Source organism: Staphylococcus massiliensis CCUG 55927 (assembly GCF_000298075.1).
GTDB lineage: Bacteria > Bacillota > Bacilli > Staphylococcales > Staphylococcaceae > Staphylococcus > Staphylococcus massiliensis.
Window position 1 is genome coordinate 1,218,885 of record NZ_JH815593.1, and the last position, 16,516, is coordinate 1,235,400.

Annotated in this window: 17 protein-coding genes and 1 riboswitch; of the genes, 10 read left to right on the forward strand and 7 right to left on the reverse strand. The window is 35.8% G+C overall.

Annotation, left to right across the window (positions count from 1 at the left end):
• The first annotated feature begins 819 nt into the window (after window positions 1-819).
• Window positions 820-922, forward strand: a riboswitch (TPP riboswitch).
• A gap of 133 nt (window positions 923-1,055) precedes the next feature.
• Window positions 1,056-2,801, forward strand: coding sequence for a phosphomethylpyrimidine synthase ThiC (gene thiC, locus A33S_RS0106105; protein WP_009383142.1), 1,746 nt, complete (start codon window positions 1,056-1,058; stop codon window positions 2,799-2,801).
• A 280-nt stretch (window positions 2,802-3,081) separates the two neighbouring features.
• Here thiC and A33S_RS0106110 read toward each other — a convergent pair whose 3' ends face one another.
• From A33S_RS0106110 to A33S_RS0106125, 4 genes are all read right to left on the reverse strand, one after another.
• The gene (locus A33S_RS0106110; protein ID WP_009383143.1) at window positions 3,082-3,843 is read right to left on the reverse strand and encodes a MerR family transcriptional regulator; all 762 of its coding nucleotides are present in this window, start codon (window positions 3,841-3,843) and stop codon (window positions 3,082-3,084) included.
• Between the two features lie 289 nt (window positions 3,844-4,132).
• Complete coding sequence (locus tag A33S_RS0106115) at window positions 4,133-4,651, reverse strand: YceI family protein (RefSeq protein ID WP_017176645.1); 519 nt, start codon at window positions 4,649-4,651, stop codon at window positions 4,133-4,135.
• A 111-nt stretch (window positions 4,652-4,762) separates the two neighbouring features.
• Window positions 4,763-5,038, reverse strand: a complete 276-nt coding sequence (locus A33S_RS0106120; RefSeq protein ID WP_009383144.1) for a hypothetical protein — start codon at window positions 5,036-5,038, stop codon at window positions 4,763-4,765.
• Window positions 5,039-5,451: 413 nt separating this feature from the next.
• Window positions 5,452-5,766 carry a PadR family transcriptional regulator gene (locus tag A33S_RS0106125; RefSeq protein WP_009383145.1) on the reverse strand — a complete coding sequence of 105 codons (315 nt, stop codon included), beginning with the start codon at window positions 5,764-5,766 and terminating at the stop codon, window positions 5,452-5,454.
• 761 nt (window positions 5,767-6,527) lie between these two features.
• Between A33S_RS0106125 and A33S_RS0106130 the strand changes: the two genes are divergently transcribed.
• The 4 genes from A33S_RS0106130 to A33S_RS0106145 all read left to right on the forward strand — a co-directional run bounded on the left by A33S_RS0106130 (window position 6,528) and on the right by A33S_RS0106145 (window position 8,557).
• Window positions 6,528-7,055, forward strand: a complete 528-nt coding sequence (locus tag A33S_RS0106130; protein ID WP_009383147.1) for a MarR family winged helix-turn-helix transcriptional regulator — start codon at window positions 6,528-6,530, stop codon at window positions 7,053-7,055.
• Window positions 7,052-7,417, forward strand: a complete 366-nt coding sequence (locus A33S_RS0106135; RefSeq protein ID WP_009383148.1) for a rhodanese-like domain-containing protein — start codon at window positions 7,052-7,054, stop codon at window positions 7,415-7,417. The genes A33S_RS0106130 and A33S_RS0106135 overlap by 4 nt, the downstream gene beginning before the upstream one ends.
• A 250-nt stretch (window positions 7,418-7,667) precedes the next feature.
• A complete protein-coding gene (locus tag A33S_RS0106140) occupies window positions 7,668-8,288 on the forward strand; it encodes a DUF1361 domain-containing protein (protein WP_009383149.1) in 621 nt (206 codons plus the stop codon).
• Window positions 8,282-8,557, forward strand: coding sequence for a hypothetical protein (locus tag A33S_RS0106145; protein ID WP_009383150.1), 276 nt, complete (start codon window positions 8,282-8,284; stop codon window positions 8,555-8,557). Before A33S_RS0106140 ends, A33S_RS0106145 begins: the two co-directional genes overlap by 7 nt.
• 44 nt (window positions 8,558-8,601) lie before the next feature.
• On the opposite strand, the gene mdh is transcribed toward A33S_RS0106145, so the two are convergent.
• The 3 genes from mdh to A33S_RS0106160 all read right to left on the reverse strand — a co-directional run bounded on the left by mdh (window position 8,602) and on the right by A33S_RS0106160 (window position 11,097).
• Entirely contained in the window at window positions 8,602-9,543 is a 942-nt protein-coding gene (gene mdh / locus A33S_RS0106150) for a malate dehydrogenase (RefSeq protein ID WP_009383151.1), read from the reverse strand.
• A gap of 323 nt (window positions 9,544-9,866) precedes the next feature.
• The gene (locus A33S_RS0106155) at window positions 9,867-10,154 is read right to left on the reverse strand and encodes a hypothetical protein (protein WP_009383152.1); all 288 of its coding nucleotides are present in this window, start codon (window positions 10,152-10,154) and stop codon (window positions 9,867-9,869) included.
• Between the two features lie 31 nt (window positions 10,155-10,185).
• Window positions 10,186-11,097 (reverse strand): CobW family GTP-binding protein, encoded by a 912-nt coding sequence (locus tag A33S_RS0106160; protein WP_009383153.1) that lies wholly within the window; start codon window positions 11,095-11,097, stop codon window positions 10,186-10,188.
• A gap of 222 nt (window positions 11,098-11,319) precedes the next feature.
• Here A33S_RS0106160 and mgrA point away from each other — a divergent pair, with 222 nt between their 5' ends.
• The 5 genes from mgrA to A33S_RS0106185 all read left to right on the forward strand — a co-directional run bounded on the left by mgrA (window position 11,320) and on the right by A33S_RS0106185 (window position 16,123).
• Window positions 11,320-11,760: a global transcriptional regulator MgrA gene (gene mgrA, locus A33S_RS0106165; RefSeq protein WP_009383154.1), complete on the forward strand. Its 441-nt coding sequence runs from the start codon at window positions 11,320-11,322 to the stop codon at window positions 11,758-11,760.
• 415 nt (window positions 11,761-12,175) lie between these two features.
• Window positions 12,176-13,033, forward strand: a complete 858-nt coding sequence (locus tag A33S_RS0106170; protein WP_009383155.1) for an undecaprenyl-diphosphate phosphatase — start codon at window positions 12,176-12,178, stop codon at window positions 13,031-13,033.
• A gap of 395 nt (window positions 13,034-13,428) precedes the next feature.
• Window positions 13,429-15,093: a cell envelope integrity TolA family protein gene (locus A33S_RS0106175; RefSeq protein WP_009383156.1), complete on the forward strand. Its 1,665-nt coding sequence runs from the start codon at window positions 13,429-13,431 to the stop codon at window positions 15,091-15,093.
• Window positions 15,093-15,542: a YaiI/YqxD family protein gene (locus A33S_RS0106180; protein WP_017176646.1), complete on the forward strand. Its 450-nt coding sequence runs from the start codon at window positions 15,093-15,095 to the stop codon at window positions 15,540-15,542. Before A33S_RS0106175 ends, A33S_RS0106180 begins: the two co-directional genes overlap by 1 nt.
• 14 nt (window positions 15,543-15,556) lie before the next feature.
• Complete coding sequence (locus A33S_RS0106185; RefSeq protein ID WP_009383158.1) at window positions 15,557-16,123, forward strand: LOG family protein; 567 nt, start codon at window positions 15,557-15,559, stop codon at window positions 16,121-16,123.
• Window positions 16,124-16,516 lie beyond the last annotated feature (393 nt).

Below are 16,516 nucleotides of genomic sequence, written 5' to 3' on the forward strand. Positions count from 1 at the left end.
CTTGTAATTTAAAAGCCATTTGATTTACACGTTTTCCAAGTCTTGTAATTTAAAAGCCATTTGATTTACACGTTTCTGCAGTCTTGTAATTTAAAAGCCATTTGATTTACACGTTTTCCAAGTCTTGTAAATTTAGACCCATTTGGTTTACACGTTTCTGCAGTCTTGTAATTTAAAAGCCATTTGATTTACACGTTTTCCAAGTCTTGTAAATTTAGACCCATTTGGTTTACACGTTTCTGCAGTCTTGTAAATTTAGACCCGCTTGATTTACACGTTTCCGATTTCTTGTAATTGTAGATGTAATACTCCCGTTTATCACGTTCCAATTTTCTTGATAAACCAACGCCCTTCGTTTATCACGTTCTACTTTTCTTGATAAACCAAGCCCCTTCAATTATCACGTTTGAACTTTCTTGATAAACCAACGCCCTTCAATTATCACGTTTGAATAAACGTGATAAACCGACTTTCTTAAAGGGCTTTTCACAGGGCGACGGGACAAAGCAAGTATGCGTTATGTAAGACAACGTTTATCAATTAGCGATACTTTAGCAGTTAGTGAATAGTTACGTAAGACGGCGTTTGGCCATTAGTGAAAATTCGATAGCTAGTTTAAAGGTACGTAAGACGACGTTTATTAATAAGCGATAAATTTGCAGTTAAATCAACGTTACTTAAGACTGCCAATAAGCAATGACTACAAAAAGTTTCCGAACCTGTAAACCTCACTGAAATACCAGTATCCAACCTTTCATAAATTTTTGATTATTTGTCTTTTCAAAAAATGAATGATAGAGTAATAATTATAAATTAAATATTTGTTGCTAGGGGTGCCATTTGAGCTGAAAGAAACGATTTGTTTTAACCCTTTGAACCTGATTTGGTTAGTACCAACGTAGGGAAGCATGACACATATCTATTTTAACATTGAATGGATATCCTGTTGTACTATATATGATGCAATAGGATTATTTTATGATACATAGATACCTCATGGGGTTGTTTAGCCCTTTGTGCCTCCTAGCAATTAAAATTGTTTAGGAGGTTTTTTTGTGAATCAAGAAGAGATTGAGTTAAAGAAACAGTTTCCATCTAGTAAGAAGATTTACATTTCTGGTGAGGATCCTGATATCAAGGTGCCTTTCCGTGAAATTACGCTTTCTAATACGGTGACGGATGAAGGCGAACGCGAAAACCCACCGTTTGTAGTTTATGACACGGCTGGACCTTACCATGATGACGATTATGAAGTCGATGTGAAACGTGGTATTCCAAAATTACGTGAACAATGGATTAACGACCGTGACGACATTGAAATGTATGAAGGTCGTAAAGTTCAATCATTAGATAACGGATTCAAAAAAGAAGGTCATGACAAATTTGTTGAAACACCTTTCGAATATCAACCTAAACGTGCGAAATCAGAACAAAATGTAACGCAAATGCATTACGCGAAACAAGGTATCATTACGAAGGAAATGAAATTCATCGCGGCACGTGAAAATATGTCAGCGGAATATGTGCGTGATGAAGTTGCACGTGGACGCGCTATTATTCCAAACAACGTCAACCACCCTGAGTCAGAACCGATGATTATTGGTAAAAACTTCCAAGTTAAAATTAACGCTAACATCGGTAACTCTGCCGTAAGTTCTTCAATCGAAGCAGAAATTGAAAAACTTGTATGGGCGACTCATTGGGGCGCTGACACTATCATGGATTTATCTACAGGTAAAAACATTCACGCGACTCGTGAATATTTATTACGTAACTCACCTGTTCCAGTTGGTACTGTTCCAATTTACCAAGCACTTGAAAAAGTAGACGGTATTGCTGAAAACTTAACTTGGGAAATCTATCGCGATACATTAATCGAACAAGCTGAACAAGGCGTAGACTACTTTACAATTCACGCTGGTGTTCGCTTACACTATGTGCCACTAACTGTCGATCGTTTAACAGGTATCGTATCTCGTGGTGGTTCAATCATGGCACAATGGTGTCTTGCGCATCATAAAGAAAGCTTCTTATATGAACACTTCGATGAAATCTGTGAAATTTGTAATAAATACGATATCTCGATTTCACTTGGTGACGGTTTACGTCCTGGCTCAATTTACGATGCGAACGACGAAAGCCAAATCGAAGAGTTAAAAACACTTGGTGAACTTACAGACATCGCTTGGGAACACGATGTTCAAGTGATGATTGAAGGTCCTGGACATGTACCACTTCAAAAGATTAAAGAAAACCAAGATCTCGCTGACTTCCATTGTAAAGAAGCACCATTCTACACGCTTGGACCGCTAACAACAGACATTGCGCCAGCTTACGACCATATCACATCAGCAATTGGTGCTGCGAAGATCGCAAGCCACGGTACGGCGATGTTATGTTATGTAACACCTAAAGAACATCTAGGTTTACCTGATAAAAACGACGTTCGCGAAGGTGTTGTGACATATAAAATTGCAGCGCATGCGGCCGATTTAGCAAAAGGACTTCCTAATGCGCAAGACCGTGATGACGCGATTAGTCGTGCGCGTTTTGAATTCAGATGGTACGACCAATTCAATTTATCATTAGATCCTGACCGTGCTAGAAGTTATCACGATGAAACACTTCCAGCTGAATCAGCTAAAGTCGCGCACTTCTGTAGTATGTGTGGACCTAAGTTCTGTTCAATGCGTATTTCACACGACCTTAGAAAGTCTTATAAAGATAAGGAAGAAAAAGAAGAAGGTCTTCGCCAAAAAGCAGAAGAATTCGTAGACAAAGGTAGCAAAATCTACCATTAATAGAACGCTTAACATACACCCTTTATAGATAAAACTAAACGCTTACAAATAGAAAATCATAATCATTATTCAATTCACCACAAAAGGCCGGTCACGGAAATGACTGGCCTTTTTCCTTATGCATAATAATTAATTATTTATTACAATAAAGTAGCTCTATAGATCAATTTCCTGACAGCTGACTCCTAGGGGAGTAGCGTGCGTCCTGAGACTACAGGCTCAGGCCACGCCCCAGGAAAGCATGCTGTTAAAGGAAATTGCAAATGACTGGACTTTTTCCTTATGCATAATAATCGATTATTTCTTTTAATAAATGAACGGATGGCTTTACCGTCTTAGAATTGTAGTACGCACTGAATCGTTCATCAGCGACATACATCTCAGCAAGCGATTTATGATACTCAGCATTGTAGTATGGCGCATAAATTTCAAGCCAACGTTTATGTGCTTCAAATGCATCTTTAGCAACTGGATCGTCTAAATCATAGGACGATTGTTCCAGCAATGTATTTAATGAACGAATCAGTTTCTCTTCTTGTTCAATCCCCTCTTGGTACGCGCTTTCAGTTAAGTGTTCCCACTTTTCATTCGCCTGTTTAATCGTAGTTTCGTCGTACTTCGCACGAACTTCATCGCCAAATTCTTTCTCATTTTCTTTAATTTTTTCATGTTTAAAAGCCCTAAATTTATCTGCTTGATTCATTTCAAACCCTCCTTCATAATACGCAATCATGTTATCAATCTCACTTAAGTAAATTTTAAGTTGTGAGACTTGTTTTTGAAATCTCGACTTTTGGTCCTTTAAGATATCTATCGAAGGCTCGCCTTCATCTAATATACGTTTAATTTCAGTTAACTTTACACCAAGCTTGCGGTAAAACAATATTAATTGCAGTCGGTCTAAAGAGGCTGCATCGTATAAACGCTCACCGCTAAACGTTGTTTCATCAGGTTTTAACAACCCTATCTCATCGTAGTATCTAAGCGTTCTCGTACTAACATGTGACATTTTAGAGACATCCTTAATTGAATACTGTGTCATCATATCCCTCCTTTCACGACTTAATTTACACGTTGACGCAACGTCAACTTCAAGGGGTCTGTGACATAAATCGTGAAATAGAGCATTTAAGCTTTATTTCATACAATTCTCAAAACAGCTGACTCCTAGGGGAGTAGCGTGAGTCTGGAGACTACAGGCTCCAGCCACGCCCCAGGAAAGCATGCTGTTTTAAGGGAATTGTAGTATTTTGTCCTAGACCCACATCAATAATCAATCATTTCTCATGAAAAAAGGCTGGACGCTAAACGCCCAGCCTATTTATGAAATCTTAATCGTCTTCTACTTCAAATTCAGCATCTGCTTCAAATTTAACTTCTTTACCTAGCATCACACCGCCTGTATCAAGTGCTTGGTTAAATGTAATGCCGTATTTCTCGCGGTCGATTTTACCGCTTACGATAAAGCCAGTTACAAAACCATTTGTCATAGGATTCTTACTTACACCGTTATATTCAAGTTCAAATGTTTCTTCGTGCGTTTCGCCAGCAATTGTAAGTTGACCTGTCACAGATGTTTCTGTAATTGATGTTGTTTCGAACTCAATTGTTGGATACTTTTCAACATTGAAGAAGTCTTCGTTTTGAAGATGTTTATCACGATCTTCATTCTTCGTATTTATTGAAGCGACGTCAATCTTAACGTTTGCTTTGATTGTACTTAAATTACTGATGTCACCTGTAACGTCTACATCATATTTTTCAAAAGTCCCTTTGACTTTAGAAACCATTAAATGCTTAATACCGAATTCAAGTGAACTATGGACCTGATCAAATTTAAACTGAGTCATAAAAATCCTCCTTGGATTAAGTATAATTTTTATACCTTTATTATAAAAAAATAAAGCCTATAAGTAAAAAGTCGTGCTTAAAATCAAAATATAAAGGAAGATGGACTATCCTTAGTCCATAACTTCCTCGTCAGGATCATGGTCAATCGCTTTCGTATCTTGACCAAGAACCTGACCGATGGTTGCGCGCCATACATCTTTAGTATAGAAGTGACGTAAACCATCTTTTTTAGCGAAAGGAATTAGGGTGCCATCGTCCAACCATTGATCTACAAGTGCTTCTGGAATTCCTTCCGCTACCATTTCAAGTTCATCTGTGATTAGATTCGTCCACTCTAATGTAATAGCTTCCGGATTCACAAATAATTGCTTATTTGAATCACACATGTAAACAACCACCTCACTCAAAATTTTGTAAGGGGCTTAGCCGAAAGAGAACACCATTTAAACACCATATTATAAAAAGTGTTAATCCCTTCCATAATTACTCTACCCACTTACTATGTTGTTAAATTATTCCAAACCCAAACTTCCATGTAACAATTTTCTTTTCGTGTTGTGTTACATGAAATTTTATGATGTTGCATTCATTCTAAACTTTGAACGATATTTAAATGGTACTTATAATTCGATAATAAAATTCTTAATTAAGGTATTACGATAATACTTAAGAAAATTTATATAAAATATGATGATAAATTGAAAGGGTAACTAAGTTCTTCACTCATTACCCTTCATATATTTAGATTTATGACTAATTAATTTTATCCATGTAATTTACATATTAAGTATTCAAAAGATTAATTCGACTTAGGCCCGTCTTCATAGAGCTTTACTAAATGCTTAAGTCTTTCATTTTCAACTTTTAATACTTCTTCGCCTAACTCAGTTATGATATATACCTTTCTACGATCTGACGCATCACTGAGACTTCGAATATATTGATGCTTTTTTAAGTTTTCAATTGCGCCGTACAAAGTACCCGCAGCAATATTCACATCATTTTCGCTCATTTCTCGAATAACCTGCATGATAGCATACCCATGCAAAGGCTCTCTTAGTACAAGCAATATGTAATGCATCGTTTCGGAAAGTGGTAAAAGTTTATTACGCATAATTACACCTCTCGTAATGCTTTTACCAATTATAAAGTCAGACTATATAGTTCAACTATATATAATGACAATATAATTGTAAAGTGTATTTGTAACAATTAACAAAGTCCTAACATCATTTATTTACAATTAAAGTTGTTAAAAAAGTAAATCATGTAAAATTCAAATAATAAATTGCTTCAAATTTATTTTTCCACTTTCATACTACCTTTTTTTCCAAAACACTTCAAGCATTTACATTAAATGGCAAAAGTCAGTTCAACACTTACACCAATCCGAACTTTTTACACGCATTCACAAATATGTCACAACTCATAAAATAATTTTGCTAATTAAATAGTGATTTTCTTCACAATATGATACAATGAATTTGTGAACGAGTTAACATGATTATGAGGAGTTCATTAAATTAAACCTCCACCTAAAAGAAGAAAAAATAATGATTAATTCGAATCCAAAGTAAGTATAATATGTTGAAACTCTATCATCCCTAAACTGAGATAATTATTACTATATTTAACTCCTAGTCATTAACGTTCACATTTGCAGTATGTATAACGCAAGATATGTATCATCCCCCTAGTGATCATATCCTGCATAACAGAATCTGGAGTATTGGTCTATTTACCCCCTCCTGTTATATGATCGTGAGCCAAAGTATTTCCCCCTAATACTTTGGCTTTTTTTGTTTGGCATTAGATAGAATACATGATACCTTTAATTTAGTTAGGAACCTAACTAAATTAACAGAGGAGCTTTTCATGTCAGATGTATATATTGTTGATCAACCTACCCACAAGAGCTTAAATAAGTTAAGTAGCGAGGTTCAAAACATTGATCAATCGTCTGTTTTAACTTATTTAGATATGCATAACACTTACCAAGAGATGAAATCTCATTATGACACTTTGCTACAAAGATATAACCTCACCCAATCACGCTTCACAATTATGATGCTTTTATATCGTGAAAATAATCATACGCTATCGCCATCTCATTTAGCTAAAAAGGTGAATGCTAAGAAGTCTACGATTACTGGTATCGTTGATGGATTAGAACGAAAAAATTGGATAACTAAAGTTGCTTCACAAAATGATAAACGTTCTAAATCAGTAAAACTCACACAAGAAGGTGAAGATATTCTACTATCTTTTTTACCTTACAATTATGATTACGTCGCTCGTGTATTCAAGTACTTAAGTAATGAAGAAAGAGACAAATTATCGAATTTACTTTTGAAAATACGTAAAGGGATAAATGCGTTATCTAACGAGGAGGATAATATATGAATAAAGTAGACCTTTTAGAAGCTTATCTAAGTTTGTATATTGATCATCACACTGTATTAGACAAAATTGAAAACAACGATGAACGTTATGTCATTATTGATGTGCGTAATGCACCGTCTTTTGTCAAAAAAGATAAAATCAAAACAGCTTTAGAGATTCCTGCTAAAGATTTAAAACATCATTTAAAAGATTTAAACAAAGAGAACATATATGTTGTCTATGATTGGACTGGTGGAACAATACTTGGTAAAGAAGCTTTATTAATGCTTTATAGGGAAGGTTTCGAGGCATATGAATTAGCTGGCGCTCTTGAAGGATGGAAAGGTATGAATTTACCTTTAGAACCTGTAGCGTCTGAGTAGATTATGAAAATTTGTATGAAAATATTAGATTAATAAGGTTCACGCCTCACATATATAAAACAAGGGCTGTAGATTACTTACAATCTACAGTCCTTTCTACATTCACTTCATTTCTCTAAAGTTTCAAATTTTAAAATTATATCTCAGTGCATATTTATCTTTTGAATTTTCTCTAATTTTATGTAAGATATAGGTTTGTAACGCTTGATATATGTCATCAAAAACTAGCGTTTAAGAAGGAAGGTTACTTATGTTAGCGAGGTACATCGCCCGTACATTATTTTTAGTATTACTATTAATATCTTTATTCGTTAAACATTTCTTCGGATTTATGACATTAAATTTAATTCTTGCATATATACCTTATGAATTAAGCCTATTACTTCGCGTGTTCAAACCTCACAAGAAGTACGAGTGGCCGTTATTCGTTATATATTCAATCGTCTTTTTCTTACTCGTGCCGAATACATTTTATATGGTCACAGACTTAATTCACTTAAACCAGTTCGCCTTTAATTTCCTAGGCGGCGTCAACCTTATGGAATGGGCGCACTTCTCATATCTATTTGCAGCAATTATGCTTGCATTATATTGCTATATTTTAATTTTTATGGAGTTAAGAAGGTTCACCTCTTCAAAAGCCATGAACCGCATTTTCTTCATTTTACTAGTTGTATTAAATGCGCTAGGCATCTATGTAGGACGTTTCCTTAGATTCCATACGGTATACCTAATTGAACAACCTTTATACATTCCGATTAAAGTCTTTAAATCACTCGATCTTGAAAGTGTTTTATTTATACTTTTACTTATCGGATTACAATCCTTATTAATTCTTATGGTGAAAGGTGTGCGTGAGATCAGATGTTAATATTATTTATCGTACTCATCATTGCAATTCAACTCGCAATAGGCCACTTAATGCATAAGAATGGTATACCTTTAAAGCTAAGCATCTTACTTATGTTCTTACCTTTAGGGATTGGTGTTTTCTTACTTCAAATCTTTCATTACGAACGTAAGTATCCGAATTGGGAAGTGCCTTTTCAAGTGAAAATAAGATTAAAGTATATCTACTTATTAACATTACTTGAATTCATCTTGCTTTATCTCATATTTTCATTATTTATCGCCCATTAAAAAAGCCTCGGACATCCGCTATGTCCGAGGTTTTTACTTTGAAATTATGAATTTAAAGTAAGAGCTGATTTAACCTTTTCAACAGAAGCAGCAGACTCATCAAGTTGTTTTTGCTCTTCTTCAGTAAGTTTAAGTTCAACAACACGTTTAACGCCTTCAGCACCTAAAATCGTTGGTACGCCTAGACAAATGTCGTTGTAACCATATTCACCTTCTAAGTAAGCAATCGCTGGTAATACACGGTTTTGATCTTTAATAATCGCTACCATCATTTCGTATACAGCAGCTGCTGGCGCGTAATATGCAGAACCTGTTTCTAATAATGATACGATTTCTGCGCCACCTTGTTGCGTACGCTCAACGATGCATTTAATCGCTTCATCATCTAGTAATTCAACTAACGGAACACCGTTTACGTTACAGTGACTGATGATAGGTACCATTGTATCACCGTGTCCACCTAACACTAGGCCTGTAACATCTTTTGTAGACATTTCTAAAGATGCTGCAACGAATGTATTAAAACGAGCTGTATCTAACACACCTGATTGACCAAGTACACGTGATTTAGGGAAACATGATACTTTTTGTACCACATATGTCATCGCATCTACAGGATTAGTTAGCACGATGATTGTACAATTTGGAGAATATTTAACGATCTTTTCAGTCGCTTCTTTCATAATTGCTTCATTCGTTTGAACTAAGTCATCACGACTCATGCCAGGTTTACGTGGTGAACCAGCTGTGATTACAACTACGTCTGAATTCTCAGTAGCTGAGTAATCTGTAGTTCCTGTAACGTTCACGTCGAAACCAAATACTGGACCACTTTCAAGGATATCTAATGCTTTACCTTTAACCGATTTCTCTGATTGTGGACGGTCGATTAATACGACATCTGCAAGTTCATTTTGAGCTACAATTGAAGCTAAAGTGGAACCTGTATGACCTGCACCGATAATTGAAACCTTTTTTCTACTCATGTTTAAAGTCATCTCCTAACCTTATTTATACGTCTTAATTATACCATTTTTTCGGAAAAGAAAGTGTAAAACAATTTAAAAACTTTATTATAATCATTCATTTATTAATCGTGTGGATTCCGCGTGGCAACAAATGAATTGTGCGTAATTAAATATGGCGCCGTGCGCTATGTTTGCAGAATAAATTGCTTTAAAAAGAACTTTCTATTCTATCATTTCCTTATTACTCTTTTAATAAACAGTTTCTGCCAATCTCTGAAAAGCCCTTTAAATAAAAAAATTCGCTACTCCACGGAGTAGCGATTTTCAAGAAATGAAAGATTTTATAAACGCGGTAATAAATACGTAATAAGGTATACCGCGAAGAATAATGTGATAGCTAAGGTATAAAATAGCAACATAACAGACGTCTTCTTGTAGTTAAGTACGATGAACGAGATAAATAATAATACGACGTGATAAATCGTAAAGCCACCTAGAAGTAATAGCATTAACGTCGGTTGTGGAATAGCGAAAAACACGATTAATAATAACAACGCAAAGATAATATAAGGAAATAAAATAAAATTCCGTTGAAATGTCTTTAATTGTTTTTGGTTGTGTTGTGACATGTTGACACTCCTTTTAAACTAACATCTTAAATTATGTAAATTGTAACATATCCAATTGATTTCGTATTCTAGCTTTATCTAAATCAGAACCTATTATGACGATTTTTAATGGACCCTCGTAGTCTATGACTTCAAAGTCTGGTAGCGTGTTCGCATATTGGAAAATGATTGTATGCTCAGGATCATCTTGAAATTTCAAAAAGCCTTTTACACGAAGAATCGAATCAGGCAGTTTCAAAATAAAGTTATAGAACAGCTGGCGATTAATGGCACCTTGAAATGCATACGTCATACTACTGAGCGATGGATGTTTATGTGCGATACCATTTAGATTCACGTCTTTAGGGTGCATGTTACTTAAGTCAGCTTTGCTATAGGACGTAAATTGTTTCTCGATATTCGGATAATCGGTCTCTAATTCATCTTTCAGCGCCTTGAGCCTAGGCTCACTTAATTGATCGACCTTGTTTACAATAATGCTATGGCTTGCTTTCATTTGTTGCTCCATAAGACGCTTTGTATCATCTGTATAGCGATGACGGTTTAAATAATTAGGCCCATCCATAACACCGATGACTAATGGCGCTTTCACTTTATCTACAATGAGCGGATGTTGACAACCTTCAATAACGTCAATCGGTGATGAAACGCCTGAAGCTTCGATGACAATATGTGTGATATCGTGATGTGTCACGAGCTCTAATATCGTTTGAACTAAATCATCTTGAAGCGAGCAGCATATGCATCCGTTCAATAATGCCCTTTTTTCATAATTTGTGTCAAAAAGCGTACTATCTATGTCAAAATTTCCAAATTCATTCACAATGAACGCGATTTTCTCATTTTCTTTTAATATTTGAGTTGTATAATGATTAACAAGTGTGGTCTTACCGCTTCCCAGAAAGCCGTTTATGATTGTGATTGTTGGTTTATTAGCAGTCATTGTCATACCTCTTTTCTGTATATACTACACTTACTATACTATGTTAGTACATTCTTATCTTTTAACTTGATTAAACTGAAGTTATCTTCTAAAATTTATGCATGCCTTGTTTTCAAACGTGGCAGGAAATCAAAGTGTCTATAAGAGATAAATTGCTTATCAAGGACGGAAAAAATCCGCTTAGAGAGAGAAAACGGATAGAATGTCTGGAGGAGAACTGTTATGTCAGAACATCTTAATTTAAAAGAGCAACTTTGTTTTAGCCTGTACAATGCTCAAAGACAAGTCAATAGATACTACTCAAATCACATTTTCAAAAAGTATAAATTGACTTACCCACAATTCTTAGTGTTATCAATTTTATGGGAAGAATCTCCTGTAAATGTCAAAAAAGTCGTTACAGACTTAGCATTAGATACAGGAACTGTATCACCTTTATTAAAGCGTATGGAACAAGTTGATTTAATCAAAAGACAACGTTCTGAAGTCGATCAACGTGAAGTTTTTGTTCACTTAACTGACAAAAGTGAAGCTATGCGTAGCGAACTTCAAGATGCTTCTAAAAAGGTTGCAGAAGCTTCTTCATTAAATAAGAAAGAAGTTAAAGAACTTAATACCTTATTAGAACAAATCATTGATGCATTTTCTGAAACAAAGTCATAATTTCTTATGCACATTGACGAATGCACGTAACATAAATTTTAATAAACAAGATATACATTTGCTGTTATGTTTTGCATAACCACCCCCGGATGTATATACAGGGGTACGGGCATAGGCACGTGCTTGTGTCACGTCCCCTTCTGTTTTTAAATTTTTAAACGTCTTTGTCACTTACTAACATACATTACATACACGTTTCATATTACGGCGCACCTTTCATCACTTATCGTTGTGAGAGGTGCTTTTTTATATCTCTAACATTAATGTGATTCGTCTTTTAAATATTCCCATAAATCAATAGCACTACGGGTACATAGGACTTTTGCCGTATCTTTGGTGTCAAAGTAGCACAATTCAAATTGACTATGCTATCATAAGAATTTGAAAAGAGAAGATAGACGAAAGTAGGTAAAACATGGCTATATTAGAATTAATCAAAGCTATCGTGCTCGGCATGGTAGAAGGTTTAACAGAGTTTGCGCCTGTTTCTTCCACAGGTCATATGATCTTAATAGATGATATGTGGCTTAAATCTAAAGAGTTTTTAGGACCACAATCTGCATTTACATTTAAAGTCGTTATCCAATTAGGTTCTGTTTTCGCTGCGGCATGGGTATTTAGACATCGTTATTTCGAAATGCTTCATCTGGAAAAGGCCCCTAAGAACGCGAAAGAAAAACGTGGCGGACGCCTTAAACTGACACACATTCTTGTTGGTATGATTCCAGCAGGGATTCTAGGACTTATCTTCGATGACTTTATCGAAGAACATTTATTCAGTGTACCTACCGTATTAATCGGCCTATTCTTAGGTGCAATTTACATGATTATTGCAGACATTTACAGTAAGAAAGTTAAAAACCCTAAAACTGTTGATGAAATCACTTACTTCCAAGCTTTAATCATCGGTTTATCACAAGCCATCGCGATGTGGCCAGGTTTCAGTCGTTCCGGTTCAACTATTTCAACAGGTGTTCTTATGAAGATGAACCACAAAGCGGCTTCAGACTTTACCTTTATGATGGCAGTACCAATCATGCTTGGTGCGAGTGCTAAATCACTAATCAGTAACCTTGAATATATTACTGCAGACCAAATTCCATTTTACTTACTTGGATTTTTAGGTGCCTTTATTTTCGGTTTAATTGCAATCAAATTATTCTTATCATTAATTAGTAAAGTTAAGTTAATTCCATTCGCAATCTACCGTATCATTTTAGTTATCATTATCGCGATCGTCTATTATGGTTTCGGTATCGGAAAAGGCCTGTAAGATATTGATTATATTAAGAACAGACTAAGTCAAAGTTTAGAAATGAGCTAAATCGCTTTATTTTTTACAATTCCAAAACAGCTGACTCAGAGGGCGGGGCCCCGGCAAAGAAATTTGCATAGCAAATTAACAAGCTATGCAAGCCGGGGCTCTTTCTCATGAACAAAGTAGCATCGCTACTTTGTAAGTCCAACTAACAAACTGAAAGTTTGAGTTGGGCTTTACAGGAAAGCATGCTGTTTAAAGGAATTGTTTTGATGTCCTAGTCTGTTCTTTTTTTATGACAAACAATATATATGAAGCCATTTATTCTTTGTACGTATCAAATGTCGTTTATTTTAACACCATTTAGGGTAAAATAGTTTTAAGGATTTTCAAAAATGGAGGCAACGTTCATGAATAAAAATATTAAAACAGCAGTAAATGTTTTACCTATCGTGTTAGTGCCGCTTGTATTTGAGCGTAAACGTATTAAAGATCACCCAGATGTTAAAAACGCAACAGACAAAACGACACAAGCATCTAAAGCAGTTATGGATAAAACAAAAGGTGCTACTGGTGCAGTGATGAGACAATCAGCACGTACTAAAGATCAAGTTGTGAAATCAAGTTCAAACGTAGCATCTAATGTAACAGGTTACGTTAAAGAGAAAAAACGTCGTTATGACTATAATAAAGCAATGAAGAAGTCTAATCCTGAGTACGAAAACCGTCCAGAAAACGTTAGAGAAAGCGATGAGATGATGACTGAAAATAACACTAAAGAAGTAAAAGATATGGAAGAACGCGTTGATAAGAACCAAGAAAAAGAGCAACAAAAATTAATCGAAAAAGAAGAAAAACGTCAAAAGAAATTAGCAAAACAAGAACAAAAGCAATTTGAAAAAGAAGAAAAACAACGTAAGAAAGAAGAAAAGAAACAACAAAAAGAAGAAGCTAAACGTCAAAAAGAAATTGCTAAAGCGCAAGAGAAAGAGAAAAAGCGTCTAGCTAAATTAGAAAAAGAATCAGATAAAAATGCTAAAAAAGATGATGCTACTGGCAACCGTGTTGATTTAGAAGGCGATCAATTACAACAACAAAAAGATGTTAAAACTTATAGTACTTTTGTTGAAGCAGACGACGATGAAGCTAATCAATCACGTAAAGCATCACGTGAAAAACAAGCTAAAGTTGCTGCTGGCGCTTCAGTTGCCGGTGTATCAGCGATTACATTAGCTGCAGCTGCGCAACAGGCTTTTAAAAAGAAAAATAACAAAGACCAAAGTACTTCTAATACGAAGTCTAATGAACAACATGAAGATACAAACAACATCAGTTCTAATAAACTTGCTGAAGCAAGTGAGCAAAAAGACGCTAAAGAACAATTACGTAGCGATGTAGATATGTCATCAGTTAATCAAGATGCTTCAAACCGTGTTACTTCAGAAGATTACGAGCGTACATCAAATATCTCAGCAAGTGAATTAGCAAATGTTGCGTCAGCACGTCGTATTTACCGCGAAGACAACGATGTTTCTAAAGAAGATTATGATGAAGTTTCAAACATTTCTTCAAGCGAATTAGTTAACGCTGCTAATGAGAAGTCAGGTAAATCTTCTCAAGCAACTGCTTATTCATATCGTTTAGATAACAATAACGATTATGGTTCAAATCGTAACGCTGACAACAATCGTAACAACCGCGACAACAACGCGAGCGATAACGATGAAAGCCGTAATGCTGTAAGTACACGTTCAAATAATCGTTCATCTTCTAACCAAACTGAAGGTAAACTATTTAATCAACAATACGACAGCATGTACAACAACATCGAGAACTCTAAAGCATTACGCTCAGTTGAAAGCTTAAACGAAACATCAAATGCTTCATCAAATAAATTAGACGCTAAGCGCGCAGGTGTTAAATCTGACAAGAACGAACATATCGGTCATTCACCACTTTTCAAAAAGAACTATGAGCAAATGGAACAACATGTTGAGAACACTAAAACTTTACGTAACATCGAAGAATTAAATGAAGTTTCTCGTAAATCATTAGAGAAACAATTCCGTAAATAATGACAAGAATTATCATTGATGGAGATGCTTGCCCGGTAGTTGACTCAATTGTTGAGTTGACGGCTGAGGCGGGCATCTCTGTTTTATTAGTACGTAGTTTTAGTCACTTTTCACATAAGATGTATCCCGAACATGTAAATACCATATATGTTGATAATGGTTCTGAATCAGCCGATTATAAGATTATGCAATTGTGTAATTCTCAAGCTATTGTGGTCACCCAAGACTATGGTTTAGCGAGTTTGCTTCTTTCAAAAGCCCTACTCGTCATGCATCATTCAGGCAAGATATACACGAAAGCAAATATTGATATGTTATTATTAAGACGTTACGAACATGCGAAAATGCGTCAACGTGGCGGTCGTCACGGTGGCCCAAGTGCTTTTACAAAAGAGCAACGAAAGGCATTTGAAATGAAGTTTAAATCAATTATAGAGAAATATGGATAATGAAGGTGAAATGAATGAAACGTATTGCAGTTTATTGTGGCGCGAGTAAAGGTCGCTTACCGATTTACGAGGAAGAAGCGTACGCTTTAGGAAAGTATATGGCTGAACAAGGCTATGAACTTGTATTTGGTGCAGGTTCGGTTGGTATCATGGGCTCTATTTTAGATGGCGTTGTAGACAACGGTGGTCACGCGATCGGTGTAATGCCGAAGATGCTTGATGATCGTGAAATTACGAGTCCGAAAGTAAGCGAACTTATTCTTGTTGATTCCATGCATGAACGTAAGATGAAGATGGCCGACCTAGCAGACGCGTTTATCATGGCTCCAGGCGGTGCAGGTTCTCTAGAGGAGTTCTTCGAAATGTATAGTTGGGCTCAGATTGGCATTCATCAAAAGCCCATTGGCATCTATAACATCAATCAGTTCTATGAACCACTTCAAAATATGATCAACCATATGATGCGTGAGAAGTTCATCGATGAGAAATACCAAAATCTTGCGCGCTTGTACGACAACAAAGAAGATCTTATTGAAGGTCTGAAGACTGCGAAACCAATTTCAATGCGCACATACGATTAATGTTTAGATAGGAACGATTATTCTGGTATGGAATAATCGTTTTTCTTTGTTATGGGGTGTTGCGAGCCAAGTGGCGGTTTCGCATGGTTTTGAGAGGATGCGTGTAAGAGCCATGTCGCGACCTCACTTGGCTCTTATTCCTGTTTTACAGCCATGTCATGACTTCACTTGGCTCTTATTGCTGCTTTAGAGCCATGTCGCGTATCCACTTGGCTCTTATCCCTGTTTTACAGCCATGTCACAACTTCACTTGGCTCTTATTGCTGCTTTAGAGCCATGTCGCGATTCCACTTGGCTCTTATCCCTGTTTTACAGCCATGTCGCGTATCCACTTGGCTCTTATTCCTGTTTTACAGCCATGTCGCGTATCCACTTGGCTCTTATTTTGTTTAC